This is a genomic window from Ruegeria alba (assembly GCF_022321465.1).
Lineage (GTDB): Bacteria > Pseudomonadota > Alphaproteobacteria > Rhodobacterales > Rhodobacteraceae > Ruegeria_B > Ruegeria_B alba.
On record NZ_JAKOEM010000008.1, the window covers coordinates 13801 to 31113 of the forward strand.

Annotated in this window: 19 protein-coding genes and 1 other RNA gene; 5 read left to right on the forward strand and 15 right to left on the reverse strand. The window is 63.9% G+C overall.

Features of this window, described 5'->3' with window-relative positions; all coding sequences use genetic code 11:
- Positions 1-53: 53 nt before the first annotated feature.
- On the forward strand, positions 54-1337 hold the full coding sequence (guaD, locus tag MB818_RS10775; RefSeq protein WP_238905066.1) for a guanine deaminase: 1284 nt from the start codon (positions 54-56) through the stop codon (positions 1335-1337).
- An 80-nt stretch (positions 1338-1417) separates the two neighbouring features.
- On the opposite strand, the gene MB818_RS10780 is transcribed toward guaD, so the two are convergent.
- The 3 genes from MB818_RS10780 to MB818_RS10790 form a co-directional block, all read right to left on the reverse strand.
- Positions 1418-2752 carry an 8-oxoguanine deaminase gene (locus tag MB818_RS10780; protein WP_238905068.1) on the reverse strand — a complete coding sequence of 445 codons (1335 nt, stop codon included), beginning with the start codon at positions 2750-2752 and terminating at the stop codon, positions 1418-1420.
- 116 nt (positions 2753-2868) lie between these two features.
- Positions 2869-3660: a histidinol-phosphatase gene (gene hisN, locus MB818_RS10785; RefSeq protein ID WP_234139727.1), complete on the reverse strand. Its 792-nt coding sequence runs from the start codon at positions 3658-3660 to the stop codon at positions 2869-2871.
- A 49-nt stretch (positions 3661-3709) separates the two neighbouring features.
- Positions 3710-4081 carry a helix-turn-helix domain-containing protein gene (locus MB818_RS10790; protein ID WP_234139726.1) on the reverse strand — a complete coding sequence of 124 codons (372 nt, stop codon included), beginning with the start codon at positions 4079-4081 and terminating at the stop codon, positions 3710-3712.
- Positions 4082-4430: 349 nt separating this feature from the next.
- Here MB818_RS10790 and MB818_RS10795 point away from each other — a divergent pair, with 349 nt between their 5' ends.
- Positions 4431-5387 (forward strand): NADPH:quinone oxidoreductase family protein, encoded by a 957-nt coding sequence (locus tag MB818_RS10795; protein WP_238905073.1) that lies wholly within the window; start codon positions 4431-4433, stop codon positions 5385-5387.
- 162 nt (positions 5388-5549) lie between these two features.
- Here the strand turns inward: MB818_RS10795 and MB818_RS10800 are convergent, their stop codons facing one another.
- Positions 5550-6428: a LysR family transcriptional regulator gene (locus MB818_RS10800; RefSeq protein ID WP_234177747.1), complete on the reverse strand. Its 879-nt coding sequence runs from the start codon at positions 6426-6428 to the stop codon at positions 5550-5552.
- Positions 6429-6549: 121 nt separating this feature from the next.
- On the opposite strand from MB818_RS10800, the gene MB818_RS10805 reads away from it, so the two are divergent.
- A complete protein-coding gene (locus tag MB818_RS10805; protein WP_234139723.1) occupies positions 6550-6759 on the forward strand; it encodes a DUF1127 domain-containing protein in 210 nt (69 codons plus the stop codon).
- 182 nt (positions 6760-6941) lie between these two features.
- Complete coding sequence (locus tag MB818_RS10810) at positions 6942-7721, forward strand: Bax inhibitor-1/YccA family protein (protein ID WP_234177748.1); 780 nt, start codon at positions 6942-6944, stop codon at positions 7719-7721.
- Positions 7722-7810: 89 nt separating this feature from the next.
- Here MB818_RS10810 and MB818_RS10815 read toward each other — a convergent pair whose 3' ends face one another.
- The 11 genes from MB818_RS10815 to MB818_RS10865 all read right to left on the reverse strand — a co-directional run bounded on the left by MB818_RS10815 (position 7811) and on the right by MB818_RS10865 (position 16559).
- Complete coding sequence (locus tag MB818_RS10815) at positions 7811-8320, reverse strand: hypothetical protein (protein ID WP_234139721.1); 510 nt, start codon at positions 8318-8320, stop codon at positions 7811-7813.
- Positions 8321-8463: 143 nt separating this feature from the next.
- Entirely contained in the window at positions 8464-8631 is a 168-nt protein-coding gene (gene rpmG / locus MB818_RS10820) for a 50S ribosomal protein L33 (RefSeq protein ID WP_007799108.1), read from the reverse strand.
- Positions 8632-8740: 109 nt separating this feature from the next.
- Positions 8741-9136, reverse strand: an RNA gene (gene rnpB, locus MB818_RS10825) — RNase P RNA component class A.
- Between the two features lie 84 nt (positions 9137-9220).
- Entirely contained in the window at positions 9221-9895 is a 675-nt protein-coding gene (locus tag MB818_RS10830; RefSeq protein ID WP_238905075.1) for an N-acetylmuramoyl-L-alanine amidase, read from the reverse strand.
- Between the two features lie 6 nt (positions 9896-9901).
- Positions 9902-10693 carry a hypothetical protein gene (locus MB818_RS10835; RefSeq protein ID WP_234139719.1) on the reverse strand — a complete coding sequence of 264 codons (792 nt, stop codon included), beginning with the start codon at positions 10691-10693 and terminating at the stop codon, positions 9902-9904.
- A 35-nt stretch (positions 10694-10728) separates the two neighbouring features.
- Positions 10729-12216 (reverse strand): Asp-tRNA(Asn)/Glu-tRNA(Gln) amidotransferase subunit GatA, encoded by a 1488-nt coding sequence (gene gatA, locus MB818_RS10840; RefSeq protein WP_234139718.1) that lies wholly within the window; start codon positions 12214-12216, stop codon positions 10729-10731.
- Between the two features lie 3 nt (positions 12217-12219).
- Positions 12220-12507, reverse strand: a complete 288-nt coding sequence (gene gatC / locus MB818_RS10845) for an Asp-tRNA(Asn)/Glu-tRNA(Gln) amidotransferase subunit GatC (protein WP_234139717.1) — start codon at positions 12505-12507, stop codon at positions 12220-12222.
- Between the two features lie 76 nt (positions 12508-12583).
- Positions 12584-13738 carry an MFS transporter gene (locus MB818_RS10850; protein ID WP_234139716.1) on the reverse strand — a complete coding sequence of 385 codons (1155 nt, stop codon included), beginning with the start codon at positions 13736-13738 and terminating at the stop codon, positions 12584-12586.
- Between the two features lie 116 nt (positions 13739-13854).
- The gene (locus MB818_RS10855; protein WP_234139715.1) at positions 13855-14337 is read right to left on the reverse strand and encodes a YHS domain-containing (seleno)protein; all 483 of its coding nucleotides are present in this window, start codon (positions 14335-14337) and stop codon (positions 13855-13857) included.
- Positions 14338-14555: 218 nt separating this feature from the next.
- Positions 14556-15839 carry an FAD-dependent oxidoreductase gene (locus tag MB818_RS10860; RefSeq protein WP_234139714.1) on the reverse strand — a complete coding sequence of 428 codons (1284 nt, stop codon included), beginning with the start codon at positions 15837-15839 and terminating at the stop codon, positions 14556-14558.
- A gap of 66 nt (positions 15840-15905) precedes the next feature.
- Positions 15906-16559, reverse strand: coding sequence for a ceramidase domain-containing protein (locus tag MB818_RS10865; RefSeq protein ID WP_234139713.1), 654 nt, complete (start codon positions 16557-16559; stop codon positions 15906-15908).
- A gap of 57 nt (positions 16560-16616) precedes the next feature.
- Between MB818_RS10865 and MB818_RS10870 the strand changes: the two genes are divergently transcribed.
- The gene (locus MB818_RS10870) at positions 16617-17309 is read left to right on the forward strand and encodes a metal-dependent hydrolase (protein ID WP_234139712.1); all 693 of its coding nucleotides are present in this window, start codon (positions 16617-16619) and stop codon (positions 17307-17309) included.
- Positions 17310-17313 lie beyond the last annotated feature (4 nt).

Here is a 17313-nt window from a genome sequence, read left to right on the forward strand (position 1 = left end):
GCGAATGTTCTAGGGTAGCGTCCGTTTTGTACCGAGCGAAGGAGATGCGGACCATGACCGGCAAGACGATCCTCAGGGGACAAGTCCTGTCCTTTGCCCGCTCCCCGTTCGAAGACACGCCCGCGGATGCGGTGCGGGTTGACGAGGCGGTTCTGATCGACGGCTCGCATATCGCGTCCGTCGGCACGCTGGAGGCGATGCGCAGAGCGGCACCGGGGGCGCGTGAGATCGACCACGGGTCGCGTGTCGTCCTGGCCGGATTCGTGGATGCGCATGTGCATTATCCCCAGACCGTGATGATCGCGAGTTGGGGCAAGCGCCTGATCGACTGGCTCAACACCTATACCTTTCCCGAGGAGCGCAAGTTCGCCGATCCGGCCTATGCCTCCGAGATCGCCGCGCGCTATCTCGACCTGACGGCGGCGCATGGCACCACCACCATGTGCAGCTTCTGCACCATCCACCCCGAGAGCGTGGAGGCCTTCTTTACCGAGGCGCAGGCGCGCGGGCAAAGGGTGATCGCGGGCAAGACCTGCATGGACCGCAACGCCCCCGAATTCCTGCGCGACACGGCGCAGAGCGCCTATGACCAGTCCAGGGCGCTTTTGCAGAAGTGGCACGGGGTCGATCGGATCTCCTACGCAATCACGCCCCGGTTTTCGCCGACTTCCACACCGGAACAGCTCGACGCGATGGGTGCGCTCTGGGCCGAGCATCCCGATTGCCTGATGCAGACCCATCTGAGCGAGCAGACCGACGAGATCGAATGGGTCAAGGGGCTCTACCCCGAGGCGCGGGACTATCTGGACACGTACGAGCAGCACGGGCTCCTGGGCGGGCGCGGGCTCTATGGCCATGCCATCCACCTGGAGCAGCGCGAGCGTGACCGGCTGCGCGAACATGGCGCTGGGCTGATCCATTGCCCGACCTCCAACACCTTCATCGGCTCGGGCCTCTTTGACATGGCCGGGCTGATGGCTGAGGGGCAGCGGATCGGGCTGGCCACCGATACCGGCGGCGGGTCCAGCTTTTCCATGCTGCGCACCATGGCGGCGGCCTATGAGATCGGCCAGCTGCGCGGCGTGCCGCTGCACGCGGCACAGCTCTTGTGGTTGGCCACCCAGGGCTCGGCCCGGGCGCTGCGGATGGATCACCAGATCGGCAATGTCGCGGCGGGGATGGAGGCCGATCTGGTGGTGCTAGACCTCGCCTCGACCCCCGCCATCGCCCAGCGCAGCGCGGTGGCGGACGACCTGTGGGAAGCGCTGTTCCCGACCATCATGATGGGAGACGACCGTGCCATCGCCGAGGTCTGGATCGGCGGCAGGCGGGTCTGAACCACCTCTGGATCGGGGAAAGATTTTTCGCCGAAAAATCTTTGCCTCCGGCGGGAGTATTTTCGAAAAGATGAACAGGCTCAGCCCATCAGGGCCCGGGCCAGCCTGTTTTGCCGTTCGATCATGCGCGGCAGATCGATGGTGGTGATCTGGCCGTCGCGCACGATCTGGCGGCCTTCGACAAACAGGTGCCTGACCCGGGTCGGTCCGGCCAGCAGCAGCGCGGCAGGGTCCCAGCTGCCGGCGCTGTCGATGCCCGAGACATCCCAGACCGCGATATCGGCGCGCTTGCCAGGCTCCAGTCGGCCGCAGTCGGGGCGGCCCAGCACATCGGCGCCGCCGCGGGTGGCGATCTCGAGCGCCTCGCGGGCCGACATGGCATCGGCGCCCCGCGCCACCCGTTGCAGCAGCATCGCCTGGCGCGCCTCTGCCATCAGGTTGCCGCTGTCATTGCTGGCCGAACCATCGACGCCCAGCCCCACCGGCACGCCCGCGTCGCGCATCGCACGGACCGGGGCGATGCCGCTGCCCAGCCGACAGTTGGAACAGGGGCAATGAGCGACGCCGGTGCGCGAACGGGCGAAAAGATCGATCTCGGCCCCGTCGAGCTTGACGCAATGAGCGTGCCAGACATCAGGACCGGCCCAGCCCAGATCCTCGGCATATTGGCCGGGGCGGCAACCGAATTGCGCCAGGCTATAGGCGATGTCCTCGTCATTTTCGGCCAGATGGGTGTGCAGCATCACGCCCTTGTCCCGCGCCAGCAGGGCGGCGTCGCGCATCAGGTCGCGGCTGACCGAAAAGGGCGAACAGGGGGCAAGGCCCACGCGGCACATGCTGCCCTCGCCCGCGTCGTGAAAGGCATCGACCACCCGGATCATGTCGTCCAGGATCGCGGCCTCGCCCTCGACCAGCCTATCGGGCGGCAGGCCACCGGCGCTCTCGCCGATGCTCATGGCGCCCCTTGTGGGGTGAAAGCGCAGGCCCAGCTCGGCCGCGGCGGCGATGGTATCGTCCAGCCGCGCACCATTGGGGTAAAGGTAGAGGTGATCGGAACTGAGCGTGCAGCCTGACAGCGCCAGCTCGGCCAGCCCGATCTGGGCCGAAACGAACATTTCCTCGGGGCCGAAGCGCGCCCAGATCGGATAGAGCGTCTTGAGCCAGCCAAACAACAGCGCATCCTGCCCGCCCGGCACGGCGCGTGTGAGGCTCTGATACAGATGGTGGTGGGTATTCACGAGGCCCGGCGTGACCACGCAGCCGCGCGCCTCATGCACCTCGCCCATCGTTGCGAGGTTCGGGCCAATCGCGACCACGATCCCGTCACGGATCAGGATATCAGCGCCGACCAGCTCACTGCGGTCCGCATCCATGGTCAGAATGGTATCGGCATTTCGAATCAGATGTTCAGTCATGGTGCACACTTCCCCTGTCGGGCCCGCTTCATAGGAAGTGTGTCAGGCCGGCGGAAAACGGGCTCAAGAACCGGCTGAATAGAGGTTACGCCCAGCCGAGGCAGGTTGCAAGGCGGTCACACCCCACGAAGGAGTTCCAGCGCCGCGCTGTGTATTTGCGGATTGGCTGCCGCCAAGGCGCGCCCACCCCCATGCGCGGGGCCACCTGTCCAATCTGTAACGATGCCGCCCGCCGCTTCGATCAACGCGATGGGCGCCTGGATGTCGACTGCCTTCAACCCAGCTTCGATCACCAGATCGACCAGCCCCGCCGCCAGCAGGGCGTAGGCATAGCAATCCATTCCATAGCGGGTCAGTTTGACCCGGCTCGACACGGCACGGAATGCCGCCTCTTCCTCAGCACTGCCAAGTTCTGGGAAGGTGGTAAAGAGGACCGCATCGGACAGATCAGTATCCTTCCGCGTTGCCAGTACCTGCAGCCCAAGCGGTCCAGTCACATATGCGCCCTCGGATGTACCGACAAAGCGCTCGCCGATGTAAGGCTGGTCCACCACGCCAAGGAAAGGGCCATGGGTATCCGACAAGGCAATCAACACACCCCATGTCGGTGTGCCCGAGATAAAGCCCCGGGTGCCATCGATTGGATCCAATACCCAAACGCGACCAGAACGCCCCTCAACCTCATCAAACTCCTCGCCATGAATACCGTCCTGGGGACGCAGCTCAGCGAGGATTTCGCGCATTGCCATTTCAGCGGCTCGGTCGGCCTCGGTCACCGGGTCAAAGCCGCTGTCGAGCTTGTTTTCGGCCCCAAGATCCAGCCGTCTGAAATAAGGAAGAATCGCCGCGCGGGCGGCATCGGCCAGTTTTTCGGCGATCTCTAGATCGGTATAGTCAGCAGGTTTCATGCCGATGCATTGCCACCCGTCAGACCATTTTGCAATATGCAGGCTCGGATCAGGCCACGTCGCTCAGCACGCGTGCCAATTCGAACAGGCGGCGACGCTGATTTTCGGGAATGGCATAGTAGGACCGCACCAGATCCAGCGCTTCCTTGTCCCCCATCAGGTCTGCGGGTACGCTCGATTTCTCGGCAGCAACCTTCTCCGATTCTTCAAGTCCTTCGAAGAAAAAGCTCACGGGAACGTCGAGTGCCTCTGCGATATCCCAAAGGCGGGACGCGCTCACGCGATTTGCTCCAGTTTCGTATTTCTGGATCTGCTGAAACTTAATACCGACCTGTTCGGCCAGCTGTTGCTGAGTCATACCAATCAGCCAGCGACGGTGCCGTACACGCTTCCCCACGTGAACGTCTACAGGATGGGTCATGCGAATTCTCCTCTGTTACACTGACAACCGCCCGGGCATCGGCATAAAGGGCGCGGCCTGCCCCAACCATCTGACACGGCCAATTAAGTATTCCCTAATATCGTTGAGCGACCCGAACCGCACCGCCTATGAATATGCCGAAAATCGCAATTGAATTCAAGTTGGTTGAATCCTGTGCAGTTCAACTGCACCATAAGTTGCGGCGGAAATCCACCGATACAACCCCAGAAAGGTACTGCAAGGACAAAAGAGGAGCCGCTGTGACGCAGTCAATGTTCGCCGTCCGAGCCACAGTTTGACTCAGCACACCAGCTCGGTCTTTATGGCGGTAAATCAAGAGGAAAAACCGATGCGCTCATTCTCCGTGCTAAGAGCCGGCAGCCCAGCGCAACTGATCAATCAGCAGGTAGCCGAACCAGGCCCAGGCCAGGTTCGGATCGACATTCGTGCTTGTGGCCTGAACTTCGCGGACCTGCTGATGCAGAAGGGCACTTACCAGGACACACCGACCGCGCCTTTCACACTTGGGATGGAGGTTGCAGGCACAGTCAACGCCCTCGGCGCCGGTGTTTCGCATTTGAAAATCGGAGACCGAATCGCCCTTTACACCGGTCAGGGTGGGCTTGCCGAACAGGGTGTCTTCGACGCGGACCGTGCCCTGCCCCTGCCTGACGCCATGAGTTTCGAACACGCCGCCGCCTTCCAGATTGCCTATGGCACCAGCCATATGGCGCTCGATCACCGCGCCCGCCTGCAACCGGGCGAGACGCTGCTGGTCACCGGTGCCGCCGGCGGCGTTGGCCTGACTGCGGTCGAGATCGGCAAACTCATGGGTGCGCGGGTGATCGCGCAGGCCCGTGGCGCAGACAAGCTCGAGATCGCCCGCCAGTCCGGAGCCGATATCCTGATCGACGCCGATGAGGATCTGCGCGCCCGCCTGCTGGACCTGGGCGGCGTCGATGTCGTCTATGACGCAATCGGGGGAGATGTTTTCAAGGCCGCTTTCCGCGCCGCCAATCCCGAGGCGCGGCTGCTGCCCATCGGCTTTGCCGGCGGCGAGGTGCCGCAAATCCCCGCCAATCACCTGCTGGTCAAGAATCTCACCGTGATCGGGTTCTACATCGGCGGTTATCTGAAGTTCCGCCCCGAGGTGATCCGCGACAGTTTCCAGACCCTGCTCGACTGGTACCAGCAGGGGCGCCTGCACCCGCATGTCAGCCATCTCCTGCCCCTCGAACGCGCCGCCGAAGGGCTGGAGCTTCTGCGCAGCCGAACCGCCACCGGCAAGGTCGTCATCACCCCCTGACAGCCGCTTCTTTCTGGTCGCAAATACTCCCGCCGGAGGCGTCTACCGCCGCCACATTCACTGTCTTGGCGGTGGCATGTCGCGGTGCGACACGCGCCGAGGAGGAGGCACGACGACGAGATATCGTCTTGCGCCGCAGGCGCACCGCTTGCCAGCGCTCGCTCAGCTCACCGCGCGCAGATGGCCGTTACCCATCTTGGCAAAGTTCTGGCGAACCAGGTCCACCAGGGCATCGACGATCTGTCCCTTGCCGTCCTTGCCGCCGTAAAGATTGATCTTGTGCGAGGGCAGCACCGGCAGCGCATCGGACTCGATCTGCGCCAGATGCGGCGCGGCAGTGCCTTCCAGCATCGCATGCACCGCGAGATCGGCCGACACGGTCGCCTCGATGGTGCGGTCGTTCTCGGTCTCGACCGAGAGCTCCCAGGGGATATTCGCCGCATCCAGCGCCGCGATCACGCTGGCACGGAACAGACAGCGCCGTCCCAGCGCCAGTTTCAGCGGCCGTTGCCGCCAGGCCGAGCCCCCCATCGCGCCGATCCAGCGCAGGGGCAGTTCCGCAATCGTCTCGCAATGATCGCCACCCCCCGGTTCGGTGGTCAGGATCACGTCGCATTCGCCACGTTCGTACTGCTCTTTCAGCCAGGAGGTATAGCAGGACAAGAGTTGCACCCGCACCCGCGGATAAGCGGCGTTGAACTGCTGGAGCACGCGCGGGATCGCCGGATAGACGATATCGTGCGGCACGCCCAGCACCACCTCGCCCTCGAATGCCTGATCGGTCAGCCGTGCGATCACCTCGTCATTCATCGCCACCATACGGCGGGCATAGGCCAGCAGTTGCTCACCCGAGGCGGTCAGCGCAATGCCGCGCCCGCTGCGGTCCAGCAGTTGCAGATCCAAGAGTTCCTCCAGCCGCTTTATCTGCATGGAAACCGCCGATTGGGTCAGGTGCAGGAACCCTGCGGCCCGGGTGACACCGCCACTGTCGGCCACGGCCACGAAACTGCGCAGGGTTGTGATGTCGAGATTGCGTATCATTCCAAACCTTGATGGACGAGTTCAAAAACATTCGTTTCCATAATGAAGCACATCCCACCATATCTATCAAGGAAATTGATTGTCACCCGAACTCACATCACGAAATCAGAAAGGACACGTCATGGCCTTTGTCACCGCCTCGCACCCCTGCCGACCCGCACCCCGATCCCGGCTTGCCGTATTCTACGACCTTCTGGCGCTGCGCCGCCAACGTCAGGAGTTGCGGCACCTCGACGACCGGGCGCTCGAAGACATGGGGATCACCCGCGCCGAGGCCCGGACCGAGGCCGCGAGGCCGTTCTGGGATGCCCCGCATCACTGGCTGAAATAAGCCGGAACAGCAGCTTCAGCTCTTCCCCTGCCTTGGCCCGCCCCGCGCGGGCCATTTTTTCGGGTGGATTGAGCCTAAATCCGACTCGGAAATACTTGAATTCACGGGTTCGCTCTCCGATATTTGACGGGAATGCCGCAGGGTAGCCCTTGCGGCCCGAGTTTGATTTCAGGGAGACTCAAATGGCTCAATTCGACACGATCCGGTCCACTACTGCCGGTTCGCGCGCTGCCCAGATCGACGAGGGCCTGCGCGCCCATATGAACAAAGTCTACGGCACCATGTCCGTGGGCATGCTGATCACCTTTGCCGCGGCCTGGGCGATCTCGGGTCTGGCGGTGACCACCGATCCTAGCGCGGCCGTGGCCCAGCTGAGCGCCGACAAATACCTGACCCAGATCGGCTATTCGCTTTACGCCTCGCCGCTGAAATGGGTGATCATGTTCGCGCCGCTGGCCTTTGTCTTTGGGTTCAGCGCCGCCATCAACCGCCTGTCGGCCGCCGCCGCACAGCTGATCTTCTACACCTTCGCCTTTGTGATGGGTCTGTCGATCAGCTCGATCTTCCTGGTCTTTACCGGCCAGTCGATCATTCAGGTGTTCCTGATCACCGCCATCGCCTTTGCCGGTCTGTCGCTTTACGGCTACACGACCAAGAAGGACCTGAGCGCCATGGGCACCTTCCTGGTGATGGGTCTGATCGGCCTGATCGTCGCCTCGGTAGTCAACATCTTCTTGGCGTCTTCGGCCATGGCCTTTGCGATCTCGGCGATCGGCGTTCTGATTTTCGCCGGCCTGACCGCCTATGATACCCAGAACATCAAGAACACCTATCTGCAAATGGCCCATTCCGGCGATCAGGAATGGCTGGGTAAGGCTGCCATCATGGGTGCGCTGAGCCTCTATCTGGACTTCATCAACCTGTTCATGTTCCTGCTGCAATTCCTCGGCAACCGCGAATAAGTCAGCAACTGACAGAACGAATGAAGGGCGGGGAATTCCCCGCCCTTTTCCGTTGCGCCCCGCTGTTCCGTTGCGCCCCGCTGTCGCCTTCAGCGACAGTCGAGGGGAACCGCAAGTCCGGTGGACCGCTTCGACTGCCCGGAACGAAATACCTGGCCACCGGTCAAACAGCCGGTCAGGCGTGGCACCGATTGGGCAAAAGAGGCGCCTGCATCCTCTGCCAGCCGGTCGATCCCGTCCTCAGGTGTACGCAGCACCGCAAAAAGAACTCCGTTCACTTCGACCGTGCTCAGATACAAATCGAGGGTACCGCTCCCTACCTCGACCGCAGTCTGCGGGTTGCGGCCACCAGCACCGATGGCGACCCCGGCCAGGCTGGCGATATCGCCTTTCTCGCTTTGCAGGCGCTGGACAGGCTTGCCCGCAAGTTCCGCCGGCACGCTCAGACGGCGCGCCACGTAATCGGCGCTCCCCCTCTTCTCGGTAATGGTCTTGGGCTCACCGTCGATACCGGTGAACCCCACCCCTTCGCGGTGCCACAGGCTGGCACAGGCGGACAGAGACATCAGAGCAAGGGCGGGCAGCAGGATTTTCTTCATAACCGTCATGAGCTTGGTGGCAGACACGGCAAGCCTAGCCTTGCCGGGGTCGCAAAAGCAAGCGGCCAGAGCCCCCCATTCGGCCAAAACGAAAAAGGCCACCCTAAAAGAGTGGCCCTCATCGGCTTTTCGAAGGCTCAAGTTTACTTGATCTTGCCTTCCTTGTACTCGACATGCTTGCGCACAACCGGATCGTACTTACGCACGGTCATTTTTTCGGTCATCGTACGCGCGTTCTTCTTGGTCACGTAGAAGTGGCCCGTGCCCGCGGTCGAGTTCAGACGGATCTTGATGGTCGTCGGCTTCGCCATGGTTATCTCCTGCGTCCGAAAAGGCAGGGGCCTTTCGGTTGAATTCTGTCCTGAGGCTGCGCTTTTACCCGGCGTGTGGGCCGAGTCAATAGGGCGAGCCCGGGAAAATGCGCGCGGAGGGCCTGTAAGCCGGATTCTGTTCCGGGGTTGCCCCCTTCGATGACCATTCCTCTGGTGCGCCTGTTGCCAGGCGCCTCTAGCTGCCAACCCGACCCCTCTCGGCTGAAGCGGCCTAGCGGAGGTATCGGCCGAAACCGACGCGTCCCGCGCGGGGGTCCTATTTGGCATTGCTCCCGGTGGGGCTTGCCGTGCCGCCCCTGTTGCCAGGGGCGCGGTGGGCTCTTACCCCACCGTTTCACCCTTGCCGCGACCTGCGCGGCGGACTGTTCTCTGTGGCGCTTTCCGTCGGGTTTCCCCGCCCGGGCGTTACCCGGCACCGCTGCTTCATGGAGTCCGGACTTTCCTCGCGGGGGTCGCCCCCCCACGCGGCCATCCGGCCCTCCGCGCGGTTCCGCAGTTAGGCGCTGGCGGAGGAGAGGTCAAGAGGCGGGCGGAAAAGGGGCGCTGCCCCTCTTGGCCTGCGGCCAATTCACCCCGGAGTATTTTCAGCGGAATGAAGGGGCAAGGCGGCCAGATCCGCGGCGCAGAGCGGGCCACGGCCCCAGGGGCGGTAGCGCAAGCGCAGGGCCGCCAGCAACGTCTCGTCATCGGCAGGCGCGGTGAAACCTACCGCACAGGCAGCGACGCGCAGCTGCTCGGGTGTGGGGTCGTCTGAGCATGTCTCGCTTCCCGACCTCTCGGCGAGACCAAGCCGGGCGAGGCGGGCCCAGTCGAATCGCGGGCCGGGATCGCATTTGCGCCCGGGCGCCATGTCCGAGTGACCGATCACGCCTGTGGGTGGGATAGCCCAGCGGCGCAAGATATCCGTCAGCAGGCCATCCAGCGTGGCCATCTGTGGCGCCGAGAACGGGTGATCGCCGCGGTTGTCGAGCTCGATCCCGATGGAGCGTGAATTGATGTCATCCAGCCCCTGCCATTCCCCTACGCCTGCATGCCAGGCGCGGTCGGCCTCGTTCACCATCTGCCAGAGCCTTCCATCGGCACCGATCAGGTAATGGGCCGAAACCTCGGCCACCGGGTCGCAGAGCCGCTCAAGCGCCGCCTCGGCGCTGTCCATGGCGGTATAATGCAGCACCACCAGCGACGGGGTCAGCGCGTCGCGGCGGGGTCCGAAATTGGGAGAGGGGTGCCAGTGCGGAGTCACGCCGCCCTAGTTCTGTACCGCGCGGCGGAACGGCGCCGGATCCCAACCACAGGCATAACCATCGCCATCCGGGTCCAGCCCCTTGCGGTCGCGCTGCGGGCCACCGTTGGACAGGAACTCGATCTGGGCCTGGTCAGGTGAGGGGAAGGCGGCGCAATTGCGCTCGGCCTTGGCGGCGAGGTTGAACCCGGCGCGGCTATAGACCTGGGTGCCTTTGGGGTGGCTGGTCGACAGCGCGTATTGCACCACATTTGGGGTGCCATCCGCGTCGCGCTGAGGCAGCGCCGTGGGAGCGACCACCTGATACGAGGCGCGATTCTGGGCGATGCGTTCGGCATCGCTTTGAATCGACTCGCGGCTGGCAACGGCCTGGAAATCCTGCTCGTCGGAGATACCGGGATTGCTGACCAGTGCGGGCGCCGGGTTCGAGGGGCTGGCCTCGACCGGGGCGACGCCGGAATTGCCATTGGCGGCGGCCAGCGCCGCCGCAGTTTCACGGGCGATATCGTCCGCTGTGTCACCAGATTGCGGTACATAGGCTGCGGTCTGGGCGGTGGTCTGAACCGGGACCGCGGTGGCTGGGTCGACCGTTGCTGATCCGGCGGGCGGCAAACCTTCGCTGGACACCGCCGAGGGCGGGATCAGCGGATCACCGGTCACCGTCTGGCCCTGAAGCACCGCGTCGCGCTGGGCCTGGTATTCGGGTGTGTTGAAACCGACCCCGGCCGCCGAATCCGGCACCGCCGGATCACAGGCCGCAAGCACCCCGATCACGGGGACAAGATAGAATACGCGCATTGTTGCCGTCCTGCTCTTTTGCTTTGGTGACAGGTTTACCACCATTTTCCGGGCTTGGCCACAAAGCCCGCCGCCTGTTCCAGGGCATAGGCCGTATTCAGCAAATCGCCTTCCTCCCACGGACGGCCGATCAGTTGCAGGCCCAAGGGCAGCCCCTGCTTGTCAAGCCCGGCAGGTACCGACACGCCGGGCAGGCCAGCGAGGTTCACGGTGACGGTGAACACGTCGTTGAGATACATCTGCACCGGATCGGCATCCGCCATCTCGCCCAGACCAAAGGCCGCCGAGGGGGTGGCGGGTGTCAGGATCGCATCGACCCCGGCAGCGAACACATCCTCGAAGTCCTTCTTGATCAGGCTGCGCACCTTGCGGGCGCGGTTGTAATAGGCGTCGTAGAAACCCGCCGACAGCACATAGGTGCCGACCATGACCCGGCGCTGCACCTCGTGTCCGAACCCTTCGGCGCGGGTTTTTTCATACATCTCGGTGATGCCGTCACCCTGTGCCAGCTTGGCGCGGTGGCCATAGCGCACCCCGTCATAGCGGGCGAGGTTCGACGACGCCTCGGCGGGCGCGATCACGTAATAGGTGGGCAGCGCGTATTTGGTATGCGGCAGCGAGATGTCGCGGATCTCGGCCCCGGCGGCGCGCAGCATCTCGGTGCCTTGCTGCCACAGCGCCTCGATCTCTTCGGGCATGCCGTCCATGCGGTATTCGCGCGGGATGCCGATCACCTTGCCGCGGATATCGCCCGTCAGCATCGCCTCGAAATCGGGCACCGCCAGATCGGCGCTGGTCGAATCCTTGGGGTCGTGGCCGCACATCGCCTCAAGCATGATGGCGGCGTCGCGCACGTCCTTGGTCATCGGCCCGGCCTGATCCAGCGAGCTGGCAAAGGCCACGATGCCCCAGCGTGAGCAGCGGCCATAGGTCGGCTTGATGCCGGTAATGCCGACAAAGGCGGCAGGCTGGCGGATCGAGCCGCCGGTATCGGTGCCGGTCGCCGCCAGGCACAGATCGGCGGCCACGGCGGCGGCGGAGCCACCCGAGGAACCGCCCGGCGTCAGCGCCGCGTCGTCATTGCCGCGCCGCCAGGGGTTGACCGCATTGCCATAGCACGAGGTCTCGTTGGACGAGCCCATGGCGAATTCGTCCATGTTGAGCTTGCCCAGCATGACGGCACCGGCGTCGGCCAGTTGCTGGCTGACGGTGGATTCGTATTCCGGCTTGAACCCTTCAAGGATACGGCTGGCCGCCTGAGACGGCACGCCCTTGGTGCAGAACAGGTCCTTGATGCCGATCGGCAGGCCGCACATCTTGGGCGCATCGCCCGATTGCAACCGCACGTCAGCGGCCTTTGCCCGCTCCAGCGCGATCTCGGGGGTCTTATGGACAAAGGCGTTCAGCGCCCCTGCCCCCTCGATGGCGGCAAGGCAGGCTTCGGTCAGCGCGACCGAGGTGGTCTCGCCCTTGCGCAGCGCATCGCGCGCCTGGGCCAGCGTCAGCGTGTTCAGATCGCTCATGTCTTACTCCACCACCTTGGGAACCGCGAAAAACCCCTCGCGCGCGTCGGGCGCGTTGGACAGGACCTTGGCCTGCTGATTGCCATCGGTCACCCCGTCGGCACGGCGCTTCAGCCGCATCGGCGTGACCGAGACCATCGGCTCGACGCCTTCGACATCCACCTCGTTCAGTTGCTCGATGAAACCGAGGATGGTGTTGAATTCGGCGGCGAGCGCCGGCAGCGCGTCTTCGTCCACCTTGATCCGGGCCAGCTTGGCCACTTTGGCGGCGGTGCTTTGGTCAATCGACATCGGTTTCCCTCATCTGCGTCAGGCCCGCATTTACCGCCCCATGGGCGCGGTCGCAAGGGCAACGGAATGGCGATGGTCAGCCGCGCCGCCTGCGCAGATAGGCCAGCGCCGCCATTGCCGCGAAAATCAGCGCCAGAACCCCGGCAAAACCGCCATTGCCGGTCAGTTGCATCGCAGCACCGGTAATCGGCCCGCCGATCATGCCGCCCATACCAAAGGCGATGGCAAAGGCGGCATTTCCCGCCACCAGGTCGCTGCCACTGAACCGGTCGCCCAGTTCCGACATCGCCATCGTGTACAGGCCCCCAGCCGTGGCGCCAAAGACAAAGAGCACGCCCAGAAACAGCGGCAACCGGTCGGGCAGGCCGGGCAGCAGCAATGCGCCCAGCGCGGTCAAAACGGCACACAGAACCATCACCTGCCGCCGCGAGCTGCGGTCCGACAGCCATCCGATGGGGATCTGCAACACCGTGTTGCCCAGGAACGCCACCGACAGGGCTGAGGTTGCTACCGCCACCGTCAGCCCCGCCGCCAGTCCAAAGACCGGAAACAGCGACAGCATCGCGCCCTCCCAGAAGGCATAGACGCAAATCGCCGCCAGCAGGGTCGGCGCCCGGCGCAGGAACCCCAGCGGCGACACCGGCGCCTCGTCCGAGACATCCGGCGCATGGGCGCGCACCGCCAGCACCACGCCGATGGCCAGGACACAACACGCCGCGCCGACGGCAAAGGGCGCAAACCCCTGGAACCCGATCAGCGCCAGCGTGAACGGCCCCGCACCAAAGCCCACAGACAGAGCGGTGGCATAGATGCCCACCACCCGGCCTCGCGTCTCGGGGCGGGCGAGCTGGTTGATCCATGTTTCCGACACGATGAAGATGCCCACATCGGCCATGCCCAGCGCCAGCCGCAGCACCAGAAAGGCTCCAAAGGACCGGGTCAGCCCCAGCGCCACGATCAAGAGCGCCGACAGCAGCAGCGAGCCGACGGCCACCTGCCAGCTTCCGAATCGCTCGATCAGGCGCGGGTAAAAGGGCGAGGCGATCATGATCCCCAGCGGCGTCATCGCCGCGTTGACCCCGATGGCGGCCTCGCTGGTGCCCTGATCCTCCAGCACCAGCGACAAGAGCGGAAAGCTGAGGCCAACGGTCAGCGCAAAGATGGTGGTGCAGGCTATCGCGCCCGCGATCCCGGCGCGCCGCGCCTTGTCGGTCATAACCGCCGCCGTCATCGCTCACTCCCAATGCGTCCGCGCAGATGACCGGCGCGCACAGCAAAGGTCAAGCGACCGAACACGAAACGGCCCGCGCGAGAGGTCGCACGGGCCGGTCCGGGGTGCGGGCGGGATCAGAGATCCTTGGCCGCCTTGTGCTCGATCTTGGTCCAGTTGGCCGCCGCTTTGGCGATGGTGCCAGCCTTGTCCTGCTCGAACATCTTGTAGATTTCCTCGTTCAGAAAGACATAGAGCTTGCCGTCGACCACGGCGGCATAGTTCGGGTCGCCATCGAACTTCTTGCCGACCGAGACGCCAAAGGTGCAGAAGCCGCCGTTCTGCACGGAGTAGTGATCGGGGTTGGCCTGGAACGCCTTGAGGTTCTTCTCGGAGGCAAAATAATAGGCCACGCCGTCATGCACGGCGGTATGCGCGGCGCTGCCTTCGCGGTTCTTGCCCTTGTCGAGCAGCGCGACCGGGTCCGACCCATGCAGGCCCAGCGGCGCGCCAGCGGCGGTCAGGCCGGGCACCACGTTGATTTCGTCGGCGGCCATGGCCGGGCCAAAGGCGAGCAGGGCCGACAGGGCGGCTGCGGTAAAGGTGATCATGCGAGGCATCGTTTGGTTTCCTTTCAGTTGACTGATATCGCCCGGCCAGTTGACTGGCGGGTGTGTCAGGAAACTGCATCACAACGCGCCCGGCGTGAATGTTCACCCGTTCAATCACCATGACCAATCGTTCAAACAACTGAACGAATGGCAAAGCTTTTTGATCAATCAAAGATGGAAAATACAGATTTTAGAATGCTTCTGAACGCTTATTGCGTTCCAACCAGTCACCCAAGGCGCGAAACCCCTTGCCGGATCAGCATTGCCACCAGCTCGGCACGATCCACCTGCTGAACCGGAATGCCATCGCGGATCGCCAGATGCGCCGCCGTTCCGGTCGCCTGTCCCATCGCCATGCATTGCGGCATCCCCCGGACCGAAGCAAAGGCCACCAGATCGGCCGACAGGATGCGCCCCGCGAACATCAGGTTCGCAACCGCTTTCGGCAACAGCGACCGGAAAGGGATGGTGTAATAGCCGCCGCGCTCGACCATGGCGTCATGGGTCATCTGATCCGAGGTGCGCATCACATCGTCGATCGGATTGTCACAGGCGACGATCCCGTCGGCAAACTTGGTGCCCGCCGCCAGATCGGCGCCGGTGACCTTGTACACCCCTTCCAGCTTGCGCGTTTCGCGCACACCCACGGTCGGACCCAGCTGCGACATATGCGCGGCCTCGAAGCCCGGCACATCCGAACGCAGGAACTGGGCCAGTTGCAGGCAACGCCGCCGCCCCTCTTGCGTCGCGCGGGTCACATCGGCGGGGTTGGTGCCATCCACCCCGCGAATGGCGACCGAGTTGCAGAAGACCGTGCCGCGATGGAACCCCTTCATCAGGTAGAGCTGCGCCAGATGTGGATGCAGCCGCCCCTCGGCAATCCCCTTGGCGGCGTAACGGCGGAAATAAGGATCGTTCTCGGCAAATACCCGGTCCCAATCGGCGCCCTCCATGAAAAAGGACAGGGTCACCGCCATCATGTTGCCCTGCCCGTCGCCCAGCGTGAAGGGCACCCCCGCCTTGGCCGAGATGTCGCCATCGCCGGAACAGTCGATCACGATCCGCGCCGCAATCCGCTGTGGTCCGCGCCGGTCGAAGAACTCGACCGCGGCAATGCGATCCCCCGCCATCACCGGGGCAAAGGCCACCGCGCCCAGGAACACCCGCACGCCCGCCTCTTCCAGCATCTCGAACATCATCGTGGTGGCGGCGTCGTGATCGTACTGGATCTCGGGGCCGAAGTTTTCCAGCGTGCAGGGCCGCTTCTCGGCCATCGGCGGGTCCATCGCCATCAGCCGGTCGGTCAATTCCTGCATCAGCCCGCCGATGCTCTCATCCTGCGGATAGGCCGCGCCCCAGGGCATGCCGGGACAGAACGCCATGACCCCGCCCACCTTGGTCCCGGCCTCGAGCAGCACCACATCGAGCCCCAGCCGTCCCGCTGTCACCGCCGCACCAAAGCCCGCGGTGCCGCCGCCGACCACCAGAACATCTGCCGTCAGATCGCCCATATCCGCCTCTCCCCGTTTCAGCGGCCCATATCGGCGGTCCAAACCGGTTCCGTCAATCCCGGAAACTCAGGCTCGGATCCCGCGCCGATGACGATGATAGACCTCGACCATCCAGCCCAGCATGAGCGCGTTCAACAGATGCCAGAGGAAATGGGTACCCAGAGGCCATCCCCCACACAGCGGATCGTCCAGCGCCCGAAACGTGATCGAAAGAACAAGAATCCCCGCGCCCAGCGCCAGACCGCGGGCCAGCGCGGGCGCCCGGCGGTGCAACAGGGCGGCATAGACCAGGATCAGAAACGGGATCGGCGCATAGGCCGCCGACCCGCCGAGGCCCGGAAACAACCCGAACAGCGGCACCGTGGCAGCGGCATACGGAAAGAAGCCCCCCGTCAGCAGCAGCGCCTGCGGCATGCGCAGGCCCCATCCGGCGCGGTTGATCGCATAGATGTAGATCAGCACATAAGCCACGATGGGCAGCGTATCGGCCAGTGCGGCCCAGACCTGAGCATAAGTGTGGAACAGGAAACTACCCAGCCCGATCAGCGCCAGTACAGCGATCAGTGCCGCCTCGATCCGGTCACGCGCGCCCCGCGTGCGCCACCACATCAGGACGGCCGCCAGCACAAAGGCAAGGTTGGTCACAGCGTTCACCGGCTCGGCCCAGTATCCCGGCCCCAGCCTTTCGCAATAGCCGTCGATTTCGCGCAACCAATCCATGGATTTTCATTTAGCGGATGCTAGGGTGAAACCAAGACATATCAGGGAGAAAGACACATGAAGATCATCTGGCTGGGACATGGCAGTTTCCGGATCGAGAGCGGCGACGCCGTGCTGCTGGTCGATCCCTGGCTCAATGGCAACCCTTCCCTGCCCGAGGATCAGCATGACGCCGCCGTCATGGGCGCCACCCATATCCTGCTGACTCATACCCATTTCGACCATGTGGTCGATGTGCTGCCGCTGGCGCGTCTGCTCAAGGTGCCGGTGGTGGGTCAATACGACCTGATGGGCTATTGGAGCGAGGCCGAAGAGATCGAGACCGTGGGCTTCAACAAGGGCGGCACGGTGACCCTGAACGGGGTGCGGGTGTCGATGGTGCCGGCCTCGCACAGCTCGACCTTCACCACGCCGGAGGGGCTGCGCAGCGGCGGGTCCGAGGTGGGTTACATGATCGCCGCCGAGGGGCATGTGGTCTATCTGTCGGGCGATACCGGCATCATGGCCGACATGGACTGGATGGGGGATTATTACAAACCCGATATCGGCATTCTCAGTGCCGGGGGCCATTTCACCATGGACATGCAGGGCGCGGCCTATGCCGCCAAGCGCTATTTCGACTTCAAGACGGTGATCCCCTGCCACTACCGCACCTTCCCGATCCTGGAACAGTCGGCACAAGCCCTGATCGACGGTCTGCCCGGTGTCGACGTAATCGAGCCACAGGTGATGCAATCCATCGACGTCTGACACC